The sequence below is a fragment of the Pseudomonas sp. ABa2 genome, assembly GCF_056676075.1.
Genome location: NZ_CM155239.1, coordinates 3969914 through 3991020, shown reverse-complemented (window position 1 = coordinate 3991020; position 21107 = coordinate 3969914). Strand labels below are relative to the sequence as shown.

Annotated in this window: 19 protein-coding genes; 5 read left to right on the top strand and 14 right to left on the bottom strand. The window is 68.7% G+C overall.

Annotated elements, in window-relative coordinates; genetic code table 11:
• Window positions 1–46 precede the first annotated feature (46 nt).
• Together AC1G9C_RS19440 and lpdA are read left to right on the top strand one after the other, a co-directional pair.
• On the top strand, window positions 47–1252 hold the full coding sequence (locus tag AC1G9C_RS19440; RefSeq protein ID WP_397496183.1) for an MFS transporter: 1206 nt from the start codon (window positions 47–49) through the stop codon (window positions 1250–1252).
• Window positions 1249–2649, top strand: a complete 1401-nt coding sequence (lpdA, locus tag AC1G9C_RS19435) for a dihydrolipoyl dehydrogenase (protein WP_480408522.1) — start codon at window positions 1249–1251, stop codon at window positions 2647–2649. The genes AC1G9C_RS19440 and lpdA overlap by 4 nt, the downstream gene beginning before the upstream one ends.
• Before the next feature lie 95 nt (window positions 2650–2744).
• On the opposite strand, the gene AC1G9C_RS19430 is transcribed toward lpdA, so the two are convergent.
• The 12 genes from AC1G9C_RS19430 to AC1G9C_RS19375 form a co-directional block, all read right to left on the bottom strand.
• On the bottom strand, window positions 2745–3110 hold the full coding sequence (locus AC1G9C_RS19430; protein WP_021443085.1) for a DUF5064 family protein: 366 nt from the start codon (window positions 3108–3110) through the stop codon (window positions 2745–2747).
• 50 nt (window positions 3111–3160) lie between these two features.
• The gene (arcC, locus tag AC1G9C_RS19425) at window positions 3161–4087 is read right to left on the bottom strand and encodes a carbamate kinase (RefSeq protein WP_457789267.1); all 927 of its coding nucleotides are present in this window, start codon (window positions 4085–4087) and stop codon (window positions 3161–3163) included.
• Between the two features lie 59 nt (window positions 4088–4146).
• Window positions 4147–5157, bottom strand: a complete 1011-nt coding sequence (locus tag AC1G9C_RS19420) for an ornithine carbamoyltransferase (RefSeq protein WP_021443087.1) — start codon at window positions 5155–5157, stop codon at window positions 4147–4149.
• A gap of 67 nt (window positions 5158–5224) precedes the next feature.
• On the bottom strand, window positions 5225–6475 hold the full coding sequence (arcA, locus tag AC1G9C_RS19415; RefSeq protein ID WP_480408521.1) for an arginine deiminase: 1251 nt from the start codon (window positions 6473–6475) through the stop codon (window positions 5225–5227).
• Between the two features lie 16 nt (window positions 6476–6491).
• Window positions 6492–7919, bottom strand: a complete 1428-nt coding sequence (gene arcD, locus AC1G9C_RS19410) for an arginine-ornithine antiporter (RefSeq protein WP_021443089.1) — start codon at window positions 7917–7919, stop codon at window positions 6492–6494.
• A gap of 424 nt (window positions 7920–8343) precedes the next feature.
• The gene (gene proC, locus AC1G9C_RS19405) at window positions 8344–9135 is read right to left on the bottom strand and encodes a pyrroline-5-carboxylate reductase (protein ID WP_480408520.1); all 792 of its coding nucleotides are present in this window, start codon (window positions 9133–9135) and stop codon (window positions 8344–8346) included.
• 115 nt (window positions 9136–9250) lie between these two features.
• The gene (gene putA / locus AC1G9C_RS19400) at window positions 9251–13186 is read right to left on the bottom strand and encodes a trifunctional transcriptional regulator/proline dehydrogenase/L-glutamate gamma-semialdehyde dehydrogenase (protein WP_480408519.1); all 3936 of its coding nucleotides are present in this window, start codon (window positions 13184–13186) and stop codon (window positions 9251–9253) included.
• A 375-nt stretch (window positions 13187–13561) separates the two neighbouring features.
• Window positions 13562–13789: a DUF2790 domain-containing protein gene (locus tag AC1G9C_RS19395; protein ID WP_122108323.1), complete on the bottom strand. Its 228-nt coding sequence runs from the start codon at window positions 13787–13789 to the stop codon at window positions 13562–13564.
• Window positions 13790–13903: 114 nt separating this feature from the next.
• Entirely contained in the window at window positions 13904–14080 is a 177-nt protein-coding gene (locus AC1G9C_RS19390) for a hypothetical protein (RefSeq protein WP_021444121.1), read from the bottom strand.
• A gap of 90 nt (window positions 14081–14170) precedes the next feature.
• Complete coding sequence (locus tag AC1G9C_RS19385; protein ID WP_021444120.1) at window positions 14171–15127, bottom strand: LysR family transcriptional regulator; 957 nt, start codon at window positions 15125–15127, stop codon at window positions 14171–14173.
• Between the two features lie 39 nt (window positions 15128–15166).
• Window positions 15167–15769 carry a LysE/ArgO family amino acid transporter gene (locus tag AC1G9C_RS19380; RefSeq protein ID WP_122108325.1) on the bottom strand — a complete coding sequence of 201 codons (603 nt, stop codon included), beginning with the start codon at window positions 15767–15769 and terminating at the stop codon, window positions 15167–15169.
• Window positions 15769–16182: an ACT domain-containing protein gene (locus tag AC1G9C_RS19375; RefSeq protein ID WP_397496190.1), complete on the bottom strand. Its 414-nt coding sequence runs from the start codon at window positions 16180–16182 to the stop codon at window positions 15769–15771. Before AC1G9C_RS19375 ends, AC1G9C_RS19380 begins: the two co-directional genes overlap by 1 nt.
• Window positions 16183–16277: 95 nt before the next feature.
• Here AC1G9C_RS19375 and AC1G9C_RS19370 point away from each other — a divergent pair, with 95 nt between their 5' ends.
• On the top strand, window positions 16278–17171 hold the full coding sequence (locus AC1G9C_RS19370; RefSeq protein WP_397496191.1) for a LysR family transcriptional regulator ArgP: 894 nt from the start codon (window positions 16278–16280) through the stop codon (window positions 17169–17171).
• Between the two features lie 63 nt (window positions 17172–17234).
• On the opposite strand, the gene AC1G9C_RS19365 is transcribed toward AC1G9C_RS19370, so the two are convergent.
• Window positions 17235–18296 (bottom strand): saccharopine dehydrogenase family protein, encoded by a 1062-nt coding sequence (locus AC1G9C_RS19365; RefSeq protein WP_457789278.1) that lies wholly within the window; start codon window positions 18294–18296, stop codon window positions 17235–17237.
• Between the two features lie 177 nt (window positions 18297–18473).
• Between AC1G9C_RS19365 and AC1G9C_RS19360 the strand changes: the two genes are divergently transcribed.
• Window positions 18474–19466: an NAD-dependent epimerase/dehydratase family protein gene (locus tag AC1G9C_RS19360; RefSeq protein WP_480408518.1), complete on the top strand. Its 993-nt coding sequence runs from the start codon at window positions 18474–18476 to the stop codon at window positions 19464–19466.
• A 103-nt stretch (window positions 19467–19569) separates the two neighbouring features.
• Here AC1G9C_RS19360 and AC1G9C_RS19355 read toward each other — a convergent pair whose 3' ends face one another.
• The gene (locus AC1G9C_RS19355) at window positions 19570–19860 is read right to left on the bottom strand and encodes a hypothetical protein (protein WP_480408517.1); all 291 of its coding nucleotides are present in this window, start codon (window positions 19858–19860) and stop codon (window positions 19570–19572) included.
• 343 nt (window positions 19861–20203) lie between these two features.
• Here AC1G9C_RS19355 and AC1G9C_RS19350 point away from each other — a divergent pair, with 343 nt between their 5' ends.
• Window positions 20204–21049, top strand: coding sequence for an ATPase (locus tag AC1G9C_RS19350; RefSeq protein ID WP_480408516.1), 846 nt, complete (start codon window positions 20204–20206; stop codon window positions 21047–21049).
• Window positions 21050–21107: the final 58 nt, after the last annotated feature.

The following is a 21107-nucleotide window of genomic DNA, read 5'->3' as shown; positions in this document are numbered from 1 at the left end:
TTCATATTATGGTTGAAATATAAACACCCCGAGCCGGAGATTCGCCATGCGTCCGTCCCCCTCCCGTCTGTTGCTGCTGCTCCTGATGCTGCTCACCGCCCTGGGGGAAATCTCCACCCAGTTGCTGATTCCCGCGCTCGGCGCCCTGGAGCGCGGCCTGCACGCCGCGCCGGGCAGCAGCCTGCTGGCGCTGTCGCTGTTCGTCGCCGCCTTCGGTCTCGGCCAGCTGCTGCTCGGCCCGCTGTCCGACCGTCTCGGCCGGCGCCCGGTGCTGCTGGCCGGGCTCTCGCTGTACCTGCTGGCGAGCCTGGGCATGCTGCTGGCGGAGAACATCCAGACGCTGATCGCCGCCCGTGTGCTGCAGGGCTTCGGCGCCTGCGCCGCGCTGGTGCTGGCGCGCGCCATAGTGCGCGACGTGTGGCAGGCCGAGGCGGGGCCGGCCCTGGCGCTGACGGTACTGGGCATGTTCGTCGCCATCGTCCTGTCGCCGCTGCTCGGCGGTCTGCTGACCCAGTACGGCGGCTGGCGGGCGCCGCTGGTTGCCAGCCTAGTGCTGGGCGGCGTGGCGCTCTTGGCGGTGCTCGGCAGCTACCGCGAGAGCCATTTGCAGCGCGACCCGCAGGCCGGGCGCTTGAGTCGTCTGGCGGGCGACTATTGGGATCTGCTGGGCAGCTGCCGCGCGCTGGCGCTGACCATCGCCATGACCTACGGCGCCATGTTCGTCGTGGTGGCCGGCTCCTCGGCGGTCTATATCGGCCTGCTCGGGCTGAGCGCGGCGCAGTACGGCATGACCTTCGCGGCCATCGTCTCGGGCCTGCTCGGCGGCGCCCTGTTCACCCTGCGCAACGTGCAGCGCCTGGGACCGCAGCGAGTGGTGGCCATCGGCGTGGCGCTGGTGTTGGCCGGCGCCGCCCTGTCCCTGGCGATCTATGTGCTGTTTGGCCTGTCGCTGCTCGGCCTGTCCCTGCCGCAGGTGCTGGTGACCCTGGGCGGCGGCATGCTGCTGCCGGCGGCGGTGGCCGGCGCGGTGATTCCCAACCCGCAGCGCGCCGGGCTGGCGGCCGGGCTGATGGGCTTCGCGCAGATGAGCGGGGCGACGGTGAGCGGCCTGTTGCTGGCCTGGCTGCAGGATGGCTCGGCCTGGCCTATGGTTGCCTTGCAAGCCCTGTTCGCCGCGCTGGCGTTCACCGGCTTCCATCTGTTGCGCGCCCGCCCGAGCGCATTTTCTGAGGCAAGGAGAGTTTCGCCATGAGCAGCTACGACGTGGTCATCATCGGCGCCGGCCCCGGCGGCTACAACGCCGCCATCCGCGCCGGCCAACTGGGGCTCAAGGTGGCCTGCGTGGAGGGCCGCGAGACCCTCGGCGGCACCTGCCTGAACGTCGGCTGCATGCCGTCCAAGGCCCTGCTGCATGCCTCCGAGCTGTACGAGGCAGCGGCCGGCGGCGAGCTGAGTGCGCTGGGGGTGGAGGTGACGCCGCAGTTGAACCTGCCGCAGATGATGAAACAGAAGGAAGGCAGCGTCGAAGCCCTGACCAAGGGCGTGGAGTTCCTGTTTCGCAAGAACAAGGTGGAGTGGGTCAAGGGCTGGGCGCGCATCGACGGCCCGGGGCGGGTGCAGGTCAAGCTGCACGAGGGCGGCGAACGCCTGCTCGAGACGCAGAACATCGTCATCGCCAGCGGCTCCGAACCGACGCCTTTGCCGGGCGTGGAGATCGACAACCAGCGCATCCTCGATTCCACCGGCGCGCTGTCGCTGCCCGAGGTGCCAGGGCACCTGGTGGTGATCGGCGCCGGGGTGATCGGCCTGGAGCTGGGCTCGGTATGGCGCCGCCTGGGCAGCCGGGTCACCGTGGTGGAATACCTCGAGCGCATCTGCCCCGGGCTGGATGGCGAGACCGCCAAGACCCTGCAGCGCACCCTGGGCAAGCAGGGCATGAGTTTCAAGCTCGGCACCAAGGTCACCGCTGCCAAGACCGGCCAGTCAGGGGTGACCCTGAGCCTGGAGCCGGCCGCCGGCGGCGCGGCGGAAAGCCTGGAAGCCGACTACGTGCTGGTGGCCATCGGCCGCCGCCCCTACACCAAAGGGCTTGGGCTGGAGAGCGTCGGCCTGAGCACCGACCGGCGCGGCATGCTCGCTAACGACAAACATCAGAGTGGCGTACCCGGCGTGTGGGTGATCGGCGACGTCACCTCCGGGCCGATGCTGGCGCACAAGGCCGAGGACGAGGCGGTGGCCTGCATCGAGCGCATCGCCGGGCATGCGGCCGAGGTCAACTACGGGGTGATTCCCGGGGTGATCTACACCCGCCCGGAGGTGGCCAGCGTCGGCAAGGGCGAGGAGGAGCTGCAGGCCGAAGGCCGCGCCTACAAGGTCGGCAAGTTCCCCTTCAGCGCCAATAGCCGGGCGAAGATCAACCACGAGACCGAAGGCTTCGTGAAGATTCTCGCCGACGCCACTACCGATCAGATTCTCGGCGTGCACATGATCGGCCCGAGCGTCGGCGAGCTGATCGGCGAATACTGCGTGGCCATGGAGTTCTCCGCCTCGGCCGAGGACATCGCCCTGACCTGCCACCCGCACCCGACCCGCTCGGAGGCCGGGCGCCAGGCGGCGATGGGCGTGCACGGCTGGACTATGCAGGCATAGGGGCGCCCTGCGCGTCAGCAGCGCCGAGTACCCGGCAGGCGCTGCGCGCGTTGTGCGTCGATCAACCAGCCCGGATTTCATCCGGGCTACGGCGCTCACAGCACGTGATCGAGATTCACCGTTTCGCCCGGCTTGGCATGCAGCTTGGCACGGATATCGGCGAACACCTTGTCGTACTCGTCGTGGCCGCGCATCACCGGGCTGGCGTTGATCGGCAGGCCGTGACGGGCGGCGACGCGGGTGGCGGCGCTGGCGAAGTTGAAGGCGACGTCGCGGTGCAGCTCGAACTCCTCGTCGAAATGCCGGCCCTGCACCTCGCCGACCAGGCGCATATGCAGCATCGGGCCCTGCGCCGGGTCCTGGCGCACCTGGTAGTAGAAGTCGACGGAGAAGGGCGGCGCCAGACGCAGGCTTTCCGGGCGGTCGAGGTTGTCGCGGTGCAGATGGCCTGGGGTGAACATGCTGAACGTCCCTGCAACGTGGCGAGCGGGGTCATGGCCCCGCGCCGGGGTCAGTGGTAGCGGATGCCGTCGCAGTCCAGGCTGATGCGGGTGCCCGAGGTGCCCTGGACGATGGCCTCGATGTTTTCCAGCGAGCCGATCACCGCGGTGCTGCCGGTGTTGCGGGCGAACTCGCAGGCGGCCTGCACCTTGGGCCCCATGGAGCCGGCGGCGAAGCCGAGCTTGTCGATCTCGTCGGGGTGGGCGGCGGCGATGGATTTCTGCGTCGGCTTGCCCCAGTCGACATAGGCGGCGTCGACGTCGGTGGCGATCACCAGCAGCTCGCAGGCCAGTTGTTCGGCCAGCAGCGCCGAGCACAGGTCCTTGTCGATCACCGCCTCGACGCCGCGCAGCTTGTTGCCGTCGTACATGGTCGGGATGCCGCCGCCGCCGGCGCAGATCACCACGCTGCCTTTCTCCAGCAGCCACTTGATCGGGCGGATCTCGAAGATGCGCTGTGGCCGTGGGCTGGCCACCACGCGGCGGAACTTGTCGCCGTCCGGGGCGATGCTCCAGCCTTTCTCGGCGGCCAGACGCTCGGCCTCGGCCTTGTCGTAGACCGGGCCGATCGGCTTGGTCGGCTTCCTGAAGGCCGGGTCGGCGCTGTCCACCTCGACCTGGGTGAGGATGGTGGCGAAGGGCACCTCGAACGGCAGCAGGTTGCCCAGCTCCTGTTCGATCATGTAGCCGATCATGCCTTCGGTCTCGGCGCCGAGCACGTCCAGCGGGTAGGGGTTGCTGGCGTCATAGGCGGCGCCCTGCAGGGCCAGCAGGCCGACCTGCGGGCCGTTGCCGTGAGCGATCACCAGTTCGTTGCCGGGCGCCACCTTGGCGATCTGCTCGCAGGCGATTCGCACGTTTTCCCGTTGGTTTTCCGCGGTCATGGCTTCGCCGCGGCGAAGCAGGGCGTTGCCGCCCAGGGCGATGACGAGTCGCATGGTGTTCTCCTTGTTCGAGGCCGTAGCCCGGCTTTCATCCGGGCTACGGTTCTAGGGCGTCAGATGTCGGCCAGGGTCGAGACCAATATCGCCTTGATGGTGTGCATGCGGTTTTCCGCCTGCTCGAAGGCGATGTTGTAGGGCGACTCGAACACGTCCTCGGTGACCTCGATGCCGTTCTTCAGGTGCGGGTACTGCTCGGCGATCTGCTTGCCGACCTTGGTCTCGCTGTTGTGGAAGGCCGGCAGGCAGTGCATGAACTTGGCCCGCGGGTTGCCGGTGGCCTTCATGATGGCCATGTTGACCTGGTAGGGCAGCAGCTCCTGGATGCGTTCGCCCCAGGCCTCGACCGGCTCGCCCATCGACACCCAGACGTCGGTGTGGACGAAGTCCACGCCCTTGACCGCTGCCTTGGCGTCCTCGGTGAGGGTGATGCGTGCGCCGCTTTCCTCGGCGAACTGCTTGCAGGCGGCAACATGTTCGTCGCTCGGCCACAGTGCCTTGGGCGCGGCGATGCGCACGTCCATGCCGAGTTTGGCGCCGATCAGCAGCAGCGAGTTGCCCATGTTGTTGCGCGCATCGCCCAGGTAGGCGTAGCTGATCTCGTGCAGGGCCTTGTCGCTGTGCTCGCGCATGGTCAGCACGTCGGCGAGCATCTGCGTCGGGTGGTATTCGTCGGTCAGGCCGTTGAACACCGGTACGCCGGCGTAGCTGGCCAGTTCCTCGACTATTTCCTGCTTGAAGCCGCGGTATTCGATGGCGTCGTACATGCGCCCGAGCACACGGGCGGTGTCCTTCATCGATTCCTTGTGGCCGATCTGCGAGGAGCCCGGGTCGATATAGGTGACGTTGGCGCCCTGGTCGTAGGCAGCCACCTCGAAGGCGCAGCGGGTGCGGGTGGAGGTCTTCTCGAAGATCAGCGCGATGTTCTTGCGCTTGAGGTGCTGCTGCTCGGTGCCGGTGTACTTGGCGCGCTTGAGGTCGCGCGAGAGGTCGAGCAGGTAGCGCAGCTCGCGCGTGCTGTGGTGCATCAGGCTGAGCAGGTTACGGTTGTGCATGTTGAAAGCCATGATTCTTTCTCCTTGTGGGCAGCTGAAAACGGCGCCCGGCGGCGGATGACCGCCGGGGCTGGCTTGTTCAGTAATCGATCGGGTCGCGGATGATCGGGCAGGTCATGCAGTGGCCGCCGCCGCGGCCGCGCCCCAGTTCGCTGGCGCTGATGGTCACCACCTCGACGCCGGCCTTGCGCAGCAGGGTGTTGGTGTAGGTGTTGCGGTCGTAGCCGACCACCACGCCCGGCTCCAGGCAGACCACGTTGTTGCCGTCGTCCCACTGCTCGCGCTCGGCCTCGTAGGCGTCGCCGCCGGTTTCCACCACGCGCAGTTTCTTCAGGTTGAGCGATTCGGCGACCACGTCGAGGAAGGACTTGTCCTCGCGGCGCAGGTCGATGCCGCCGGGGCGGCTCTCGTCCGGGCGCAGGACGAAGGGCACGATGGAGTTGGCCACTTCCGGGAAGACGGTCACCAGGTCGCGGTCGCAGAAGCTGAACACGGTGTCCAGGTGCATGGCCGCGCGCGACTTGCCGAGCCCGGCCACTACCACCCGCTCGGCTGCACCCTTGGCGAACAGCGCCTGGGCGACTTGGCCGATGGCCTGGTGCGAGGTGCGCTCGCCCATGCCGATCAGCACGGTGCCGTTGCCGATCGGCATCACGTCGCCGCCCTCCAGGGTCGCGGCGCCATGATCCTGATCCGGGTCGCCGTACCAGATCTCGAACTGCTCGCCGACGAAGTCCGGGTGGAACTTGTAGATGGCGGTGGTCAGCAGGGTTTCCTGGCGGCGCGCCGGCCAGTACATGGGGTTGAGGGTGACGCCGCCGTAGATCCAGCAGGTGGTGTCGCGGGTGAACTGGGTGTTGGGCAGCGGCGGGAAGACGAAGCTGGACTCGCCCAGGTAGGCGTTGAACATCTTCGCCGCGTCGGAGTCCTTGTGCCTGACCAGGTCGGCGCCGGATACGCCGCCGATGAGGAACTCGGCGATCTTGCGCGGCTCCAGGCCCTCGATAAAGGAGCGCACCTCGCCCTGCAGGCCGAGGCCGACGCTGTTGGGGGTGATCTTGCGGTCGAGAATCCACTGCAGCGCTTGGGGATTTCTCACCGTCTCTTCCAGCAGGTTGTGCATCTCCACCACCTCGATGCCGCGCTCGCGCATCTTGGTCATGAAGTCGAAGTGGTCGCGTTTGGCCTGGGACACCCAGATCACGTCGTCGAACAGCAGTTCATCGCAGTTGTTCGGGGTCAGGCGCAGGTGGGCCAGGCCCGGCGAGCAGACCATCACCTTGTGCAGTTTGCCGGCTTCCGAATGGACGCCGAGGGCTTTCTTGGACATATCGAACTCCTTCTCGCTAGAGACTCAGGAAACCGTCGTACAGCCCGTAGGCGGCGATGGCGGCACCGATCAGCACGACGACGAAGATCAGTTTTTCGACGCCGGTGAAGATGGGCTGCCCCAGCTCGCGCTTGGCCTTGGCGAACAGGATCGCGCCTGGGGCATAGAGCAGGGCGGAGAGCAGCAGGTACTGGACGCCGGCGGCATACACCAGCCACACGGCGTAGAGGGTGGAGATCAGGGCGATCAGCAGGTCCTTGTTGCGCTCGCCGCCGGCGGTCTCGTAGGTCTCGCCGCGCCAGGCCAGCAGCAGCGCATAGGCGCTGGACCAGAAGTAGGGCACCAGGATCATCGAGGTGGCCAGGTACAGCAGGCTGAGGTAGGTGGAGGCGTTGAACAGGGTGACGATGAGGAACAGCTGGATCAGCCCATTGGTCAGCCACAGGGCGTTGGCCGGGACGTGGTTGGCGTTCTCCTTGCGCAGGAACTCCGGCATCGTGTGATCTTTGGCCGAGGAGTAGATTATCTCGGCACACAGCAGGGTCCAGGACAGCAGGGCTCCGGCCAGGGATACGAGCAAGCCGATGCTGATCAACTGGGCGCCCCAGGGGCCGACCACCTGCTCTAGCACGCCGGCCATCGACGGGTTCTTCAGCCCGGCCAGTTGGGCTTGGGCCATGATGCCCTGGCTCAGCACGTTGACCAGCACCAGCAGCAGCAGCACGCCGATGAAGCCGATCACCGTGGCCTTGCCGACGTCGCTGCGCTTTTCGGCGCGGGCCGAGAAGATGCTCGCGCCCTCGATGCCGATGAACACCCAGACGGTGACCAGCATCATGTTGCGCACCTGGTCCATCACGCTGCCCAGCTCGGGGTTGCCGCTGCCCCAGAAGTCGTTGGTGAACACGTCGAGCTTGAACGCCACCGCGGCGATGACGATGAACAGCGCCAGTGGCAGCATCTTGGCGATGGTGGTGATGGTGTTGATGAAGGCCGCTTCCTTGATCCCGCGCAGCACCAGGAAGTGCAGCAGCCAGAGCAGTACCGAGGCGCAGATCACCGCCGGCAGGGTGTTGCCTTCGCCGAACACCGGGAAGAAGTAGCCGAGGGTGGAGAACAGCAACACCATGTAGCTGACGTTGCCGATCCAGGCGCTGATCCAGTAGCCCCAGGCCGAGGAGAAGCCCATGTAGTCGCCGAAGCCGGCCTTGGCGTAGGCGTACACCCCGCCGTCGAGCTCGGGCTTGCGGTTGGCCAGGGTCTGGAACACGAAGGCCAGCATCAGCATGCCCACCCCGGTGATCAGCCAGCCGATCAGGGTGGCGCCGGCGCCGGCGCTGGCGGCGATGTTCTGCGGCAGGGAGAAGATCCCGCCGCCGACCATGGAGCCGACCACCAGGGCGATCAAGGCGGCCAGGCGCAGTTTCTGGGTCGAATCGGACATCTCGTTACCTCCATGTCGGGGAGCGACTGCGGTATTGAGCGCGTTTGGGTGTACAGCCACGTTGATTTGCATCAACCGAGCTGCTGGCAACTGCGCAAACGCACTTGCGCGAAAGCGATCAGCCGTTTTTGAAGAGCACCTGGGGGGCAGGAAGGCAGCTCTGCGCCGGGCGTTGAGCGACGTCCGACTGTTGAAACGCTAGTCAGCTTTTATGGCAATGCAAGGACGGCAAAATGAAAATTTCTCCCGGCCAGGGCCGACCGGGGAGGGGGGCGAGCGGGGCGGATGGCCCCGCTGCTGCACTGGCCGGGTAGGCTGGTGCCTGGACTCGAAACGAGCCCGGAGAGGAGGAAACGCGACACCGGGCGGGTAGCCCACTGCAGGCAGCCGTGTCGCGCTTGGCCGCGCCAATTGGCGTGGCCGGTCAGGCGCCTTGGGAAAGCTCCTGGGAGCGGCGCTGGGCCGCTTGCGCCGCCGCTGCGACCAGGCGGCGCAGGGCCTGATCCTGTTCGAAGACGGCGATGGCGGCGGCGGTGGTGCCGTTGGGCGAAGTCACCGCCGTGCGCAGTTCGACGAAGTCCGCACCGGCCTGGGTCTGCAGCGAGGCCGCGCCGAAGGCGGTCTGCGCCGCCAGGGTCCTGGCCAGTTCGGGAGTGAGGCCGAGGGCGATACCGGCATCGGCCAGCGCCTCGCTGAACAGGTGGTAGTAGGCCGGGCCGCTGCCGGAGATGGCGGTGACCGCGTCCAGCAGTTCCTCGCGCTCGACCCAGCTGGCGCTGCCGACGGCGCCGAACAGGCGGCCGATCAGCTCGCGCTTGCCGCTATCCAGTTCGGCGTCGCCATACAGGCCGGTGCAGCCGGCGCCGACCAGCACCGGGGTGTTGGGCATGGCGCGTACCACCGGGCAGCGTCCGCGCAGGGCGGCGGTGAGGCTGGCGCAGGTGACGCCGGCGGCCACCGACACCACCACGGCGTGCTCGCACAGGGCGTCGGGCAACTCGCCGAGCACCTGACAGGCATGGCCGGGTTTGGTGGCGACCAGGATCAGATCGAAGGGCTGGGCCGGCACCTGGGCCAGCGCCGGGTAATGGGCGACGGCGGCGTCGGCCGGCGCGTGCGGGTCGACCGCGACCAGGCGCTGGGCCAGGCCGGCCTCGAGCCAGGCCGCACCGATGGCGCTGCCCATGCGGCCGTAACCGATAAAGAGTGCGTTCATGCTGTTCCTTGAAGCCCCTTGGCGGGCGCAGCATGCCCGGGAAAGCTTTCAGGCCGCTTTCCCGGGCAACGTTTCGGCAAACCCCGGCCGCCTCGCGGCGACCGGGCACGGGCCATCAGCCGATGGTCATCAGGCTGGCGTTGCCGCCGGCTGCCGCGGTGTTGACGCTCAGGGCGTGCTCGATCAGCAGGCGTTCCAGCGGGATGTCGGTCTCGCCCTTGTTCAGGCCGTGCACGCTGACGATGGCGCCCTTGCGCTGCGCCGCCTGCTGGCAGACCTCGCGCAGCTGGTCGGAGTCGCCGTGATGGAGGATGGCGTCGAACTCGGCGTCGACCGTGCTCCAGTCGGCGACCAGCGCGATGCACTTCTGTACCTCCTTGGGCAGCTCGGCGTACAGGCCGCGCTGGCTTTCCAGCCACAGCGCGCGGCTGCCCACGGCCAGGGTGGCGGCCAGTTGCGCCAGCAGGTCGCCGCGCTCGTCGGCCAGGCCCAGCACGCGCTCGCGCGGCAGCAGGGTGTAGCTGTTGCGCTCGCCGGTCGGGCCGCTCAGCAGGTGGCTGCTGTAGCTCTGGCTGAGGCCCAGGTACTGCTCGAACAGGGCGGCAACGGCCGGCTCCTGCTTGGCCGCCCACTCGGCGAAGGCGGTGCGTGCCTTGGCCAGCTCGGCCGGCATGTCCAGCGCCTGCACGTTGTCGCCGGCCAGCTGCTGGGCCACGGCTTCCTGCGGACGGGTCGACAGCAGGCGGTACAGGTACAGCGGGCCGCCGGCCTTGGGGCCGGTGCCGGACAGGCCTTCGCCGCCGAACGGCTGCACGCCGACCACGGCGCCGACCACGTTGCGGTTGACGTACAGGTTGCCCACCTTGGCGCTGCTGACCACCTGGTTGATGGTCTCGTCGATGCGGGTGTGTACGCCCAGGGTCAGGCCGTAGCCGCTGTCGTTGATCTGCTGAAGCAGCTTGGCCAGGTCGGCGCGCTGGTAGCGCACCACATGCAGCACCGGGCCGAAGATCTCGCGCTTGAGCTCGTCGAAGCTGTCCAGCTCGATCAGGGTCGGTACCACGAAGGTGCCGCGCTTGAGCTCCTCGGCCTCAAAGCGGGCGCACTGGAACACCTTGCGGCCCTTCTCGCGCAGCTTGGCGATATGGTTGTCGATATTGTCCTTGGCCTCGTGGTCGATCACTGGGCCGATGTCGGTGTGCAGGCGCTCCGGCGAGCCGACGCGGTATTCGGCCATGGCGCCCTTGAGCATTGCCACCACGCGGTCGGCCACGTCGGCCTGCACGCACAGCACGCGCAGCGCCGAGCAACGCTGGCCGGCGCTGTCGAAGGCGGAGTTGACCACGTCGACCACCACCTGCTCGGCCAGCGCCGAGGAGTCGACGATCATGGCGTTGAGGCCGCCGGTCTCGGCGATCAGCGGAATGCTGCGGCCCTGGGCGTCCAGGCGCCCGGCGATGTTGCGTGCAAGGATGCCGGCCACTTCGGTGGAGCCGGTGAACATCACCCCGCGCACCCGCTCGTCGCCCACCAGGCGGGCGCCGACGGTCTCGCCGCGGCCCGGCAGCAGCTGCACGGCACCGCCGGGCACGCCGGCTTCGAGCAGGATGCGCACGGCCTGGGCGGCGATCAGCGGGGTCTGTTCGGCCGGCTTGGCCAGCACGGTGTTGCCGGCGGCCAGGGCAGCGGCCACCTGGCCGGTGAAGATCGCCAGGGGGAAGTTCCACGGGCTGATGCACACCACCGGGCCCAGCGGGCGGTAGCTGTCGTTGCTGAAGCTGCGCGCCTGGGCCGCGTAGTAGCGGAGGAAGTCCACCGCCTCGCGCACTTCGGCGATGGCGTTGGCAAAGGTCTTGCCGGATTCGCGTACCAGCAGGCCCATCAGCTGCTGCATCTCGCCTTCCATCTGGTCGGCGGCGCGCTCCAGCACGGCAGCGCGTTCGGCCGGCTGGGTCGACTGCCAGATCTGCCCGCTGGACTGGGCGCAGAGGATCGCACTCTTGACGTCGGCCTCGCTGGCCTCGTGCACATGGCCGACCAGGTCGCGCTGATCGGCCGGGTTGCGCACCGGCTCGGCCGGGCCCGGGTTCGGCGTGTCGCAGCCGAGGATCGGGCCGGCGACATAGCTATTGTTGGTCGACGACAGCAGCGCCGAGGACAGCGAGCCCAGGCGGTGTTCGTTGGCCAGGTCGATGCCTTCGGAGTTGAGCCGGGCCTCGCCGTACAGATCGCGCGGCAGCGGGATGCGCGGGTGCGGCAGGCCGAGGGTGCCTTCCTGGGCGGCCATCTGCTCGACCTGCTGCACCGGGTCGAGCACCAGGTCCTTGAGCGAGATGCTGTGGTCGGCGATGCGGTTGACGAAGCTGGTGTTGGCGCCGTTTTCCAGCAGGCGACGCACCAGGTAGGCCAGCAGCGTCTCGTGGCTGCCGACCGGGGCGTAGATGCGGCACGGACGAGCGTACTTGCCGTCCTTGAGCGAGCCGACCACCTGCTCGTAGAGCGGCTCGCCCATGCCGTGCAGGCACTGGAACTCGTACTGGCCCGGGTAGTAGTTCTGCCCGGCGAGCTGGTAGATGGCCGACAGCGAGTGAGCGTTGTGGGTGGCGAACTGCGGGTAGATGGCTTCCGGCACGGCCAGCAGCTTGCGCGCGCAGGCGATGTAGGACACGTCGGTGTAGGGCTTGCGGGTGTACACCGGGTAGCCTTCCAGACCGCCCACCTGGGCCAGCTTGATCTCGCTGTCCCAGTAGGCGCCCTTGACCAGGCGGATCATCAGGCGATGGCGGCTGCGCTTGGCCAGGTCGATGACGTAGTCGATCACGTAGGGGCAGCGCTTCTGGTAGGCCTGGATGACGAAACCGATGCCGTTCCAGCCGGCCAGCTCGGGGGCGAAGCACAGGCGCTCGAGCAGGTCGAGGGAGATTTCCAGGCGGTCGGCTTCCTCGGCGTCGATGTTCAGGCCGATGTCGTACTGCTTGGCCAGCTTGGTCAGGCCGAGCAGGATCGGGAACAGTTCGTCCATCACCCGGTCGTACTGGGCGCGGCTGTAACGCGGGTGCAGCGCCGAGAGCTTGATCGAGATGCCCGGGCCTTCGTAGATGCCGCGGCCGTGGGAGGCCTTGCCGATGGCGTGGATGGCCTGCTCGTAGGAGGCCAGGTAGCGCTTGGCGTCTTCCTCGGTCAGCGCGGCTTCGCCGAGCATGTCGTAGGAGTAGCGGAAGCCCTTGCTTTCCATGCTGCTGGCGTTGGCCAGGGCCTCGCCGATGGTCTCGCCGGTGACGAACTGCTCGCCCATCAGGCGCATGGCCATGTCCACGCCCTTGCGGATCACCGGCTCGCCGCTCTTGCCGATCAGGCGGTTGAGCGAGGACGACAGGCCTTCCTCGTTATGGGTGGCGACCAGCTTGCCGGTGATCAGCAGACCCCAGCTGGCGGCGTTGACGAACATCGACGGGCTCTGGCCCAGGTGCTGGCTCCAGTTGCCGTTGGCGATCTTGTCGCGGATCAGGGCGTCACGGGTGGCCTTGTCCGGGATGCGCAGCAGCGCCTCGGCCAGGCACATCAGCGCCACGCCTTCCTGCGACGACAGGGAGAACTCCTGCAGCAGGCCCTGCACCAGGCCCTGGCGGCCACCGGCGCTCTTCTGGTTGCGCAGCTTCTCGGCGATGCCGAGGGCCATCTGGTTGGCCGCTTCGGCCTGCGCCTTGGGCAGACGCGCCTGCTCCAGCAGCATCGGCAGCGCCTCGGTTTCCGGGCGGCGGTAGGCGGCGGTGATGGCGGCGCGCAGCACCGACTGCGGCAGGATGCTCTCGGCGAAGTCGAGGAACACCTGCAGGCCCGCCTCGTTCAGGTGCTCCACCGCCTCCTCGCCGGCGGCAGCGGCCAGGCCGGCGTGCTCGGCGGGGGTCAGGCCACCCTCGATCTGCTCCAGATAATTGAAGATCGCCTGCTTGATCAGCCAGTGCGGGGTGCGGTCGATGGACTGGGCGGCCTGCTTCAGGCGGTCGCGGGTGGCATCGTCGAGTTTTACGCCAAGGGTGGTGGTGGCCATGGGGAGTCCTACTTGTCAGGTGATGCACGGCAAAAAAAGCTGCGGGAGATTAAACCTGCATCCATCTTGGGTGCAACCAGGTGCAACCTTTGATTTCGCTCGGTGCGACGGACGTTGATTCGGGTGTTTGAAATTTGGCCTAAGCCAGGTTTCAGGGGGCGCGGGATTCGAGGGGGATGCTGTCGCGATGGGCGGGTAGGGCTCGACATGGCTGCGCCTGCTGCGATCTGACTGGCCTCACGTTGCTTGGGTGCAACCAAATTCGCTTGCCTGGAGGAGGCAGGGAGGGATGGGTGCTACCCACTCAGGGTAGCCTTGTCAGAGAACTTTGTAGCAGGGCGGAGCCGGTCTCCGATCAGTGGGCGTGTGACGCGCTCAGTAATGGCAGTCCTCGCCCTGGCGCTGGTAGATAAGGGTGTGCTGCCGGCCTTGCGAGTCCAGGTAGACCATGCGCGCCTCGCCCACCTCGCAGCCGTGCGGCAGGCTCTGGCTGATGACCTTGGCCACGTCCAGGTGCATGCCGTAGTGGTAGTGCTGCGGTTCGTCAGCGTGGGCCAGGGCAGCGGCGAAGGACAGGGGGAATAACCAGGCGAGATGCTTCATCGTGACCTCGAATCGGTAGCGGCTGGCACGCCGCCGCGAGTGAATAAAAGGGGCCGCGCAGGCGGCCCAGGGACGTCGACGGGGAGCTGGCAGGTCGACGCCGGGAGGAAGGGCTCAGCCCTGTTGCTGGGAGGCGTCGGCGGTGCGTTGCGCCTGCTGCTGCGCCGAGCCGGCGTTTTGCTGCAGCTTTGCGTGGTGCTCGACGAAGGCGGAGGATTCCTCGGCCAGGCAGGCCTGGGCGGCGAGCAGGGTGGCGAGGGTCAGGCTGGCGGCAGTGAGAAGCTGTTTCATGGGGCGATCCTCTGGCGGATTTTTCGTGGGTTCGCAGCCATGCTAGTGGCGCGCAGGACCATGAAACAGGCAGCGACAGGTGAATGACTTTTACCTGTGACGTAACAATTGCCCGGCCTCCGCCCAGCAGGCCGGGTCGTCCAGCACCGCTTCGTCGGCGGCCAGCAGCGGCGGCAGTTCGGCCTTGAGGAAATCCACCCAGGTGCGCGTTTTGGCGTCGAGAAAGCGCCGCGATGGGTACAGCGCGTAGATGCTCAGGGCGCGCAGGCGGTGCTGCGGCAGGATGCGCAGCAGGCGCCCCTCGCGTAACGGCTGGCTGGCGACGAACGAGGGCAGCAGGCAGAAGCCCATGCCCGCCTGCGCCGCCTTGACCAGCGCCTCGGCGACGTTGACCTGGAAGCTCTCGGCCGGCAGGGCGTCCAGCTGCTCGTCGCCGAAATCCCACTGGCCGCGGTAAAGCGGGTCGGTCAGGCGCAGGTAACGGTGCCGTTGCAGATCGCCCGGCTGCTGCGGCACGCCGTGCTCGGCCAGGTAGCTGGGCGCGGCGCACAGCACGCTGTACACCGGGCCCAGGCGTTGCGCCACCAGTTGCGAGTCGGGCAGGTCGCGAGCGAAGGCGATGGTCACGTCGTGGCCGTCTTCCAGCAGGTCTGGGGTGCGCTGGGCCAGGGTCAGCTCTACCACCACCTGCGGATGCCGTTCGGCGTAGCGCGCGATCAGCGGAGTCAGGTGCTGCAGGCCGAGGCCGGTCATGGTGTGCACGCGCAGCCGGCCGCTGGGGGTGAGGTGGGCGCCACGCGCCTCGGCGGCGGCCTCGTCGACCTGGGCGAGAATCTGCCGGCAGCGCTCCAGGTAACGCTCGCCGGTCTCGGTCAGCGCCAGGCGCCGGGTGGTGCGGTGCAGCAGGCGTGCCTGCAGCTGCTGCTCCAGATCGGCGACCAGCCGCGACACCTGCGCGGTGGACAGATCCAGCGCCTGGGCGGCGGCGGTGAAGCTGCCGTCGTCGATCACCCGGACGAACACGCGCATGCTGTGCAAGGTATCCATTGTTGCTCCTGGCGTAAGAGGCCAGGGGATTATGCGCGACTACAGAGCCCCCAGCATCAGCTGCGCGGCCACCGCGAACATCATCGCCGCCACGCCCAGGTCGATCAGCCGCCAGGTCAGCGGTCGCGCCAGCCAGGGCGAGAGCCAGGCGGCGCCGAGGGCCAGGCTGGCGAACCACAGCAGGGACGCGCTGGCGGCGCCGGCGGCATAGGCGCCGGGTACCGGCTGCTGGGCGCCGAGCGAGCCGATCAGCAGCACGGTGTCCAGGTACACGTGCGGGTTGAGCAGGGTCACCGCCAGGGCGGCGAGCAGCACCGCGCGCAGCGAGCGCGGCGGGCTGTCGACGGCCTGCAGCGACTGCGGGCGCGCGGCGCGCAGCAGGGCCTGGCTGCCGTACCAGATCAGAAACGCGGCGCCGCCCCAGCGGGCGATGGCCAGCAGCGTCGGGCTCTGCGCCAGCAGCGCGGCCAGGCCGAACACGCCGGCGGCCACCAGTACGGCGTCGCAGAGGATGCACAGCGCCGCCACCGGCAGGTGATGTTCGCGGCGCAGGCTCTGCGCCAGGACGAAGGCGTTCTGCGCGCCGATGGCCATGATCAGGCCGATGGCCACCAGCAGGCCGTTGCTGTAGCTCTGCCACATCACCGGGGCTCCGGCATGGACGCCGCCGCCAGGGCGTGCAGGGTCGACAGCGCCTTCTCGGCCCGTTCGAGGGGCACGAACAGGTGGTCGTGATGAACGCCGGCGATCACGTTGCAGCTGATCCCGGCCTGGGCCAGGGCGGCGGAGAAGGACGCGGTCAGGCCCACCGCCGCCAGCGAGGAGTGCACCTCAAGGGTGATCCAGGCGGCGACGTAGTCGTAGCTCAGGCCATGGGCATCGGCGACTTCGCGCGGCAGCACCAGGCTCAGGCCTTCGCCTTCGCGCATGCTGGCCAGCGGCTGCAGGGCGCTGCAGTCGCGATCGGCGGCGACGCAGCAGAACACGTACTGCCCCGGGTTGAGGTGTGGCGTCATGCTCTGCAGCAGGCGCGCGAGGTTGGTTTCGCCGGACATGGCGGGCTCCTGAAATGGGCTGAGTGCTGGCGAGTCTGGCGGCTGTGGCGGTATAAGAGAAACCAATATTGCTGATCTCTCATTAGGTAAATCGATTGTTCGACTACAAGTTGCTCGCCGCCCTGGCGGCGGTGGTGGAGCAGGCCGGCTTCGACCGTGCGGCGCAGGTGCTGGGCCTGTCGCAGTCGGCCGTGTCGCAACGGATCAAGCTGCTCGAGGCGCGGGTCGGCCAGCCGGTGCTGGTGCGCGCCACGCCGCCGACGCCCACCGAGATCGGCCGCCGCCTGCTCAACCATGTGCAGCAGGTGCGTCTGCTCGAACGCGACCTGCAGGGCCAGGTGCCGGCGCTGGACGAGGCGGCGACCCCGGAGCGCCTGCGTATCGCCCTCAACGCCGACAGCCTGGCCACCTGGTGGGCGGCGGCGGTGGGCGGCTTCTGCGCGCGCCAGCGGTTGCTGCTGGAGCTGGTGGTGGAGGACCAGGAGGTCGGCCTCAAGCGCATGCGCGCCGGCGAGGTGGCCGGCTGCGTGTGCGCCGCCGAGCGCCCGGTGGCCGGCGCGCGCAGCCTGGCGCTGGGGGCGATGCGCTATCGCGCGCTGGCCAGCCCGGCCTTCGTCGCCCGGCATTTTGCCGACGGGGTCACGGCCGCGGCGCTGGCGCGGGCGCCGGCCATCGTCTTCGGTCCGGACGATCAGCTGCAGCACCGCTACCTGGCCGAGCTCGGCGTGGCGGGCGGCTTCGCCTACCACCTGTGCCCGTCCTCGGAAGGCTTCGTGCGCCTGACCGAAGGCGGCCTGGGCTGGGGCCTGGTGCCGGAGCTGCAGGTGCGCGGCGAGCTGGCGCGCGGCGCGCTGGTGGAACTGGTGCCCGGGCGTTCTATCGACGTGCCGCTGTACTGGCATCACTGGCGCAACGGCGGCGAGCTGCTGGCCGGGCTCACCGAGCAGCTGCGCCGCGCCGCCGCCGGCGCCCTGGTGCAACAGGGCTAGGCGCGAACCAGGCGGCCGGCCCGGGACAAGCCGGCGGCCTGTCCACGGCGGCGGTACGCCGTGCTAGCTATCGAGACGAATCGGCCCGCAGCCTGGCAGCTGTTCCACGCAGCGCGCGCCGAACAGCTGCGACGGGGTGAAGTAGCCGCCGCGGCCCTGGTAGTCGAGCAGGTGGCGCACCGCCAGCAAGCTGCCGTGCACCGTCACCTCGTAGCCGTTGGCGGTTTGCAGGTGGGCCGTGCGCACGACGCCGGCGGCGTTGCGCACCTCGCCCCACAGCCAGGTGCGCAGGCGCTCGCGGCTGGCCGCGTCGGGGCCTTGCACGCGCCTGTCCACCTGGCGCTTGAGCCAGGCCTGCACGCTGGCCAGGCCGAACAGTGGGCGCAGCGGATCGAGCAGGCGCATGCCGATGGCCAGCGCCTTGGGCGCCGGCAGGTAGACCTCGATATTGCCGATGCCGGTGGAGTGGTAGGCGGTGGCGACGTCGCCCCAGGGAATGGTCACCGCGTCCTTGGCGCCGCGGCCGAAGTCGATGGTACGGCGCCGATAGCCCAGCGGCACGTCGGTGACGATCCCCGCGCGGCGCACCTTGCCGCCCAGGTGCAGGCCTTCCACGGTGGTCTTGGCGGTGCCCGGCGACAGCCCGCTGGCGGTGTCGAAGCCCAGCGCCAGGTGCGTCGCGTCGGGCAGCGCCTGGTGCAGGCAGGCGGCCAGGCAGTCGCTGGGAATCACGTCGAAGCCGACGCCCGGACAGGCCACGATGCCGCGCTCCCGGAATTGTGCGTCGCGGGCGAACGCCGCCTCGAACACCGAGATTTCGCCGGTGATGTCGACATAATGGCTGGCGCTGGTCAGGCAGGCTTCGAGCATCGGCGCGCTGGTGGCGGAGAAGGGCCCGGCACAGTGGGCCACCACCGCGACGTCGGCCAGGGCCTCGCGTGCCCGTTGCGGCTGCTGGATGTCGAAGATGCGGCAGTCGAGCCCCAGCAGGCTGCCGAGGGCGTGCACCGCCGCCGGGTTGCGGCCGGCGAGGATGGGCCGCAGGCCCTGGCGCTGCGCCTCGGCGGCGAGCAGGTGACCGGTGTAGCCGTTGGCGCCGTAGATCATCCAGTGTTGCTTGGCCATGGGAGCGTCCTGTTGCGTCGATGGGGTGTCGTGCAGGGTAGCCGTTATACCCGCGTCGCGGCGGCGCAGCGCCCATCCATCGGCCTGCGCGGTCGCTGTTCTGGCCGCCGCCGACAGCGCGCAGGCGGCGTGGCGCTGCTAGAGTGCGGCAAACGGCAGCACCACGGGGGAGTGGCGATGAAGATTCTGGTCACCGGCGCGAGCGGATTCATCGGCGGGCGTTTCGCCCGCTTCGCGCTCGAACAGGGCCTGGCGGTGCGGGTCACCGGCCGCCGCGCCGAGGGCGTGCAGCACCTGCTCAAGCGCGGCGCGGAGTTCGTCCAGGGCGATCTCGGCGACGCCGATCTGGCCCTGGCGCTGTGCCGCGACGTCGAGGCGGTGGTGCACTGCGCCGGCGCGGTGGGGGTGTGGGGCGACTACGCGCATTTCCACCAGGCCAACGTGACGGTCACCGAGAACGTCATCGAGGCCTGCTTGAAGCAGAAGGTGCGGCGCCTGGTGCACCTGTCGTCGCCGTCGATCTATTTCGATGGAAAATCTCATGTCGATGTTCGCGAGGAGCAGGTGCCCAAGCGCTTCTCCGATCACTACGGCAAGACCAAGTACCTGGCCGAGCAGCAGGTGTTCGCCGCCCAGGAGTTCGGCCTCGAGGTGATCGCCCTGCGCCCGCGCTTCGTCACCGGCGCCGGCGACACCAGCATCTTCCCGCGGCTGATCGGCATGCAGCGCAAGGGCCGCCTGGCGATCATCGGCAACGGCCTGAACAAGGTCGACTTCACCAATGTGCACAACCTCAACGACGCCCTGCTCAGCGCCCTGCTGGCCGCCGGCCCGGCGCTGGGCCAGGTGTACAACATCAGCAACGGCGCGCCGGTGCCGCTGTGGGACGTGGTCAATTACGTGCTGCGCCGCCTGGAGCTGCCACCGGTGACCCGCCATGTGCCTTACCCGCTGGCCTACGCCGCCGCCTGCCTCAACGAGGGCGTGTGCAGGCTGCTGCCGGGGCGCCCGGAGCCGAGCCTGTTCCGCCTCGGCGTGGCGGTGATGGCCAGGGATTTCTCGCTGAATATCGACCGCGCGCGGCAGTACCTCGACTATGAGCCCAGGGCCAGCCTGTGGGATGCGCTGGACGAGTTCTGCACCTGGTGGCAGGTGCAGTCGCGCGCCTGATCAAGCGCGGTCGCAGGTCGTCCGGCAGGCGCGGCTTCAGCCGCGAACGGCCTTGAGCCCGGCCGATGCGGCACGGCCAGGCGGAGTGTCGCCTGCCAACCACTCAGGCATAGACGCGCTGGCCGCGATAGATGCGCACCGAGCCGCTGGCCGCCGCCTGTGGCAGCGCCACGCTGGCCACCGGCTTGGCGGCGGGCGTCGGCGGGCGTTGATCGGCGAGTTCGGCCAGGCGCTGGCCGAGCCGACGGGTTTCTTCGTCGCTCGACTGCAGGCAGCCGCCGAGCATGGCGATCACCGCATCGCTCTGGCTCAGGCGGATATCCAGGGCCACTTCGTCGCGCAGCCGGCGACGCAAGGCTTGCATGCAGTCCAATAGCGCTTTGTTCAGTTCCATGCCGCTTCCCCCAGGTTGGTTGAAGGGTCACCCCTGGCCTCGTCCTGACGCCTGTGTGACCGGGCCGGGCGTATTCCCTCGCCCGGCTGCCCATCGCCCGCGGCGCCGTGCCGCGGAGCACGAGCGGCTCCAAGGCCGCCCGTCGCTGAACTCGAATGATCCTCAGCAAACTGCGTACCAGTTCAAAAAACGCGGAACCACGGGGCTGGCGGCGGGTCGATGAGGCTGTCGCGCCCTTCGTCGGTGCGCCGCGCACCTGCTTGGCGCGGCGCTGATCGGCCATCGGCGAATCGGTATACTGCGCGGCACTTTCGTTTCCCCCGTTCCAGACAAAGGTCCGACCATGCGCAACGATGCCCACGACGAGCTCGATCACCTGCCCAGCCTGACGACCGGGCGCCGCGAGGAATTCGCCGAGCCCCAGGACGAGCCGGCCCCGCGCCCGCAGCGCGCGCCGGCCGGCCCGGCGGCGGGTATAGGCGCCAGCACCGGCCCGCTGTGGGCGCTGGTCGGCGCGCTGAGCATCGCCCTGGGCGGCCTCGGCTGGTGGAGCCTGCAGCAGATCGGCCTGATGGAGCAGCGCCTGGTGGCGACCCAGGAAAGCTTCGCGCGCATCAGTGAGGAGGCCGCTGGGCGCATCCAGGACATCTCCGGCAAGGTGGTGGCCACCGAATCGAACGTCACCAGCGGCAGCGAGGCGCTCAAGCTGCAGGTCAAGCAGCTGGAGAATCGCCTCGCCGAGCTGGGCAAGCAGCAGCAACAGGCCGCCAGCGCGCAGGCCGCGCTGGACAAGCGCCTCGAGCAGCTAGGCAGCGAGCTGAAAAGCGGCCTCGGCGCCAGCGCCGCCTTCGACAAGCGCCTGCAGGCGCTGAGCAGCGAGCAGGCCGCGCTGAAGAGCGCGCAGGGCGAGGCCAAGGCGGCGCAGGCCGAACTGGCCAAGCTCGATGGCCGGATCAAGAGCCTGAGTGGCGAGATCGACACGCTGAAGCAGCAGGGCAACCCGGCCCAGGCCATCCAGCGCCTGGAACAGGACCTGCTGGTGCTGCGCAGCGAGCTGGACAGCCGCCCTGCCGCCAGCGCCGGCCCCAATACCGCCGAGTTCGACGCCTTCCGCGCGCAGATGACGCGCAACATCAACACCCTGCAGAGCCAGGTGATCAACCTGCAGCAGCAGCTCGACGCGCGCTGAGGCGTCGCGCTAAACGCACAAGCCCCGCAATGCGGGGCTTGTGCGTTTACGCTCGCGG

Coding starts and splice junctions, on each gene's coding strand:
- AC1G9C_RS19440 (WP_397496183.1), top strand. CDS start 47: ATGCGTCCGTCCCCCTCCCGTCTGTTGCTGCTGCTCCTGATGCTGCTC.
- lpdA (WP_480408522.1), top strand. CDS start 1,249: ATGAGCAGCTACGACGTGGTCATCATCGGCGCCGGCCCCGGCGGCTAC.
- AC1G9C_RS19430 (WP_021443085.1), bottom strand. CDS start 3,110: ATGTTCACCCCAGGCCATCTGCACCGCGACAACCTCGACCGCCCGGAA.
- arcC (WP_457789267.1), bottom strand. CDS start 4,087: ATGCGACTCGTCATCGCCCTGGGCGGCAACGCCCTGCTTCGCCGCGGC.
- AC1G9C_RS19420 (WP_021443087.1), bottom strand. CDS start 5,157: ATGGCTTTCAACATGCACAACCGTAACCTGCTCAGCCTGATGCACCAC.
- arcA (WP_480408521.1), bottom strand. CDS start 6,475: ATGTCCAAGAAAGCCCTCGGCGTCCATTCGGAAGCCGGCAAACTGCAC.
- arcD (WP_021443089.1), bottom strand. CDS start 7,919: ATGTCCGATTCGACCCAGAAACTGCGCCTGGCCGCCTTGATCGCCCTG.
- proC (WP_480408520.1), bottom strand. CDS start 9,135: ATGAACGCACTCTTTATCGGTTACGGCCGCATGGGCAGCGCCATCGGT.
- putA (WP_480408519.1), bottom strand. CDS start 13,186: ATGGCCACCACCACCCTTGGCGTAAAACTCGACGATGCCACCCGCGAC.
- AC1G9C_RS19395 (WP_122108323.1), bottom strand. CDS start 13,789: ATGAAGCATCTCGCCTGGTTATTCCCCCTGTCCTTCGCCGCTGCCCTG.
- AC1G9C_RS19390 (WP_021444121.1), bottom strand. CDS start 14,080: ATGAAACAGCTTCTCACTGCCGCCAGCCTGACCCTCGCCACCCTGCTC.
- AC1G9C_RS19385 (WP_021444120.1), bottom strand. CDS start 15,127: ATGGATACCTTGCACAGCATGCGCGTGTTCGTCCGGGTGATCGACGAC.
- AC1G9C_RS19380 (WP_122108325.1), bottom strand. CDS start 15,769: ATGTGGCAGAGCTACAGCAACGGCCTGCTGGTGGCCATCGGCCTGATC.
- AC1G9C_RS19375 (WP_397496190.1), bottom strand. CDS start 16,182: ATGTCCGGCGAAACCAACCTCGCGCGCCTGCTGCAGAGCATGACGCCA.
- AC1G9C_RS19365 (WP_457789278.1), bottom strand. CDS start 18,296: ATGGCCAAGCAACACTGGATGATCTACGGCGCCAACGGCTACACCGGT.
- AC1G9C_RS19360 (WP_480408518.1), top strand. CDS start 18,474: ATGAAGATTCTGGTCACCGGCGCGAGCGGATTCATCGGCGGGCGTTTC.
- AC1G9C_RS19355 (WP_480408517.1), bottom strand. CDS start 19,860: ATGGAACTGAACAAAGCGCTATTGGACTGCATGCAAGCCTTGCGTCGC.
- AC1G9C_RS19350 (WP_480408516.1), top strand. CDS start 20,204: ATGCGCAACGATGCCCACGACGAGCTCGATCACCTGCCCAGCCTGACG.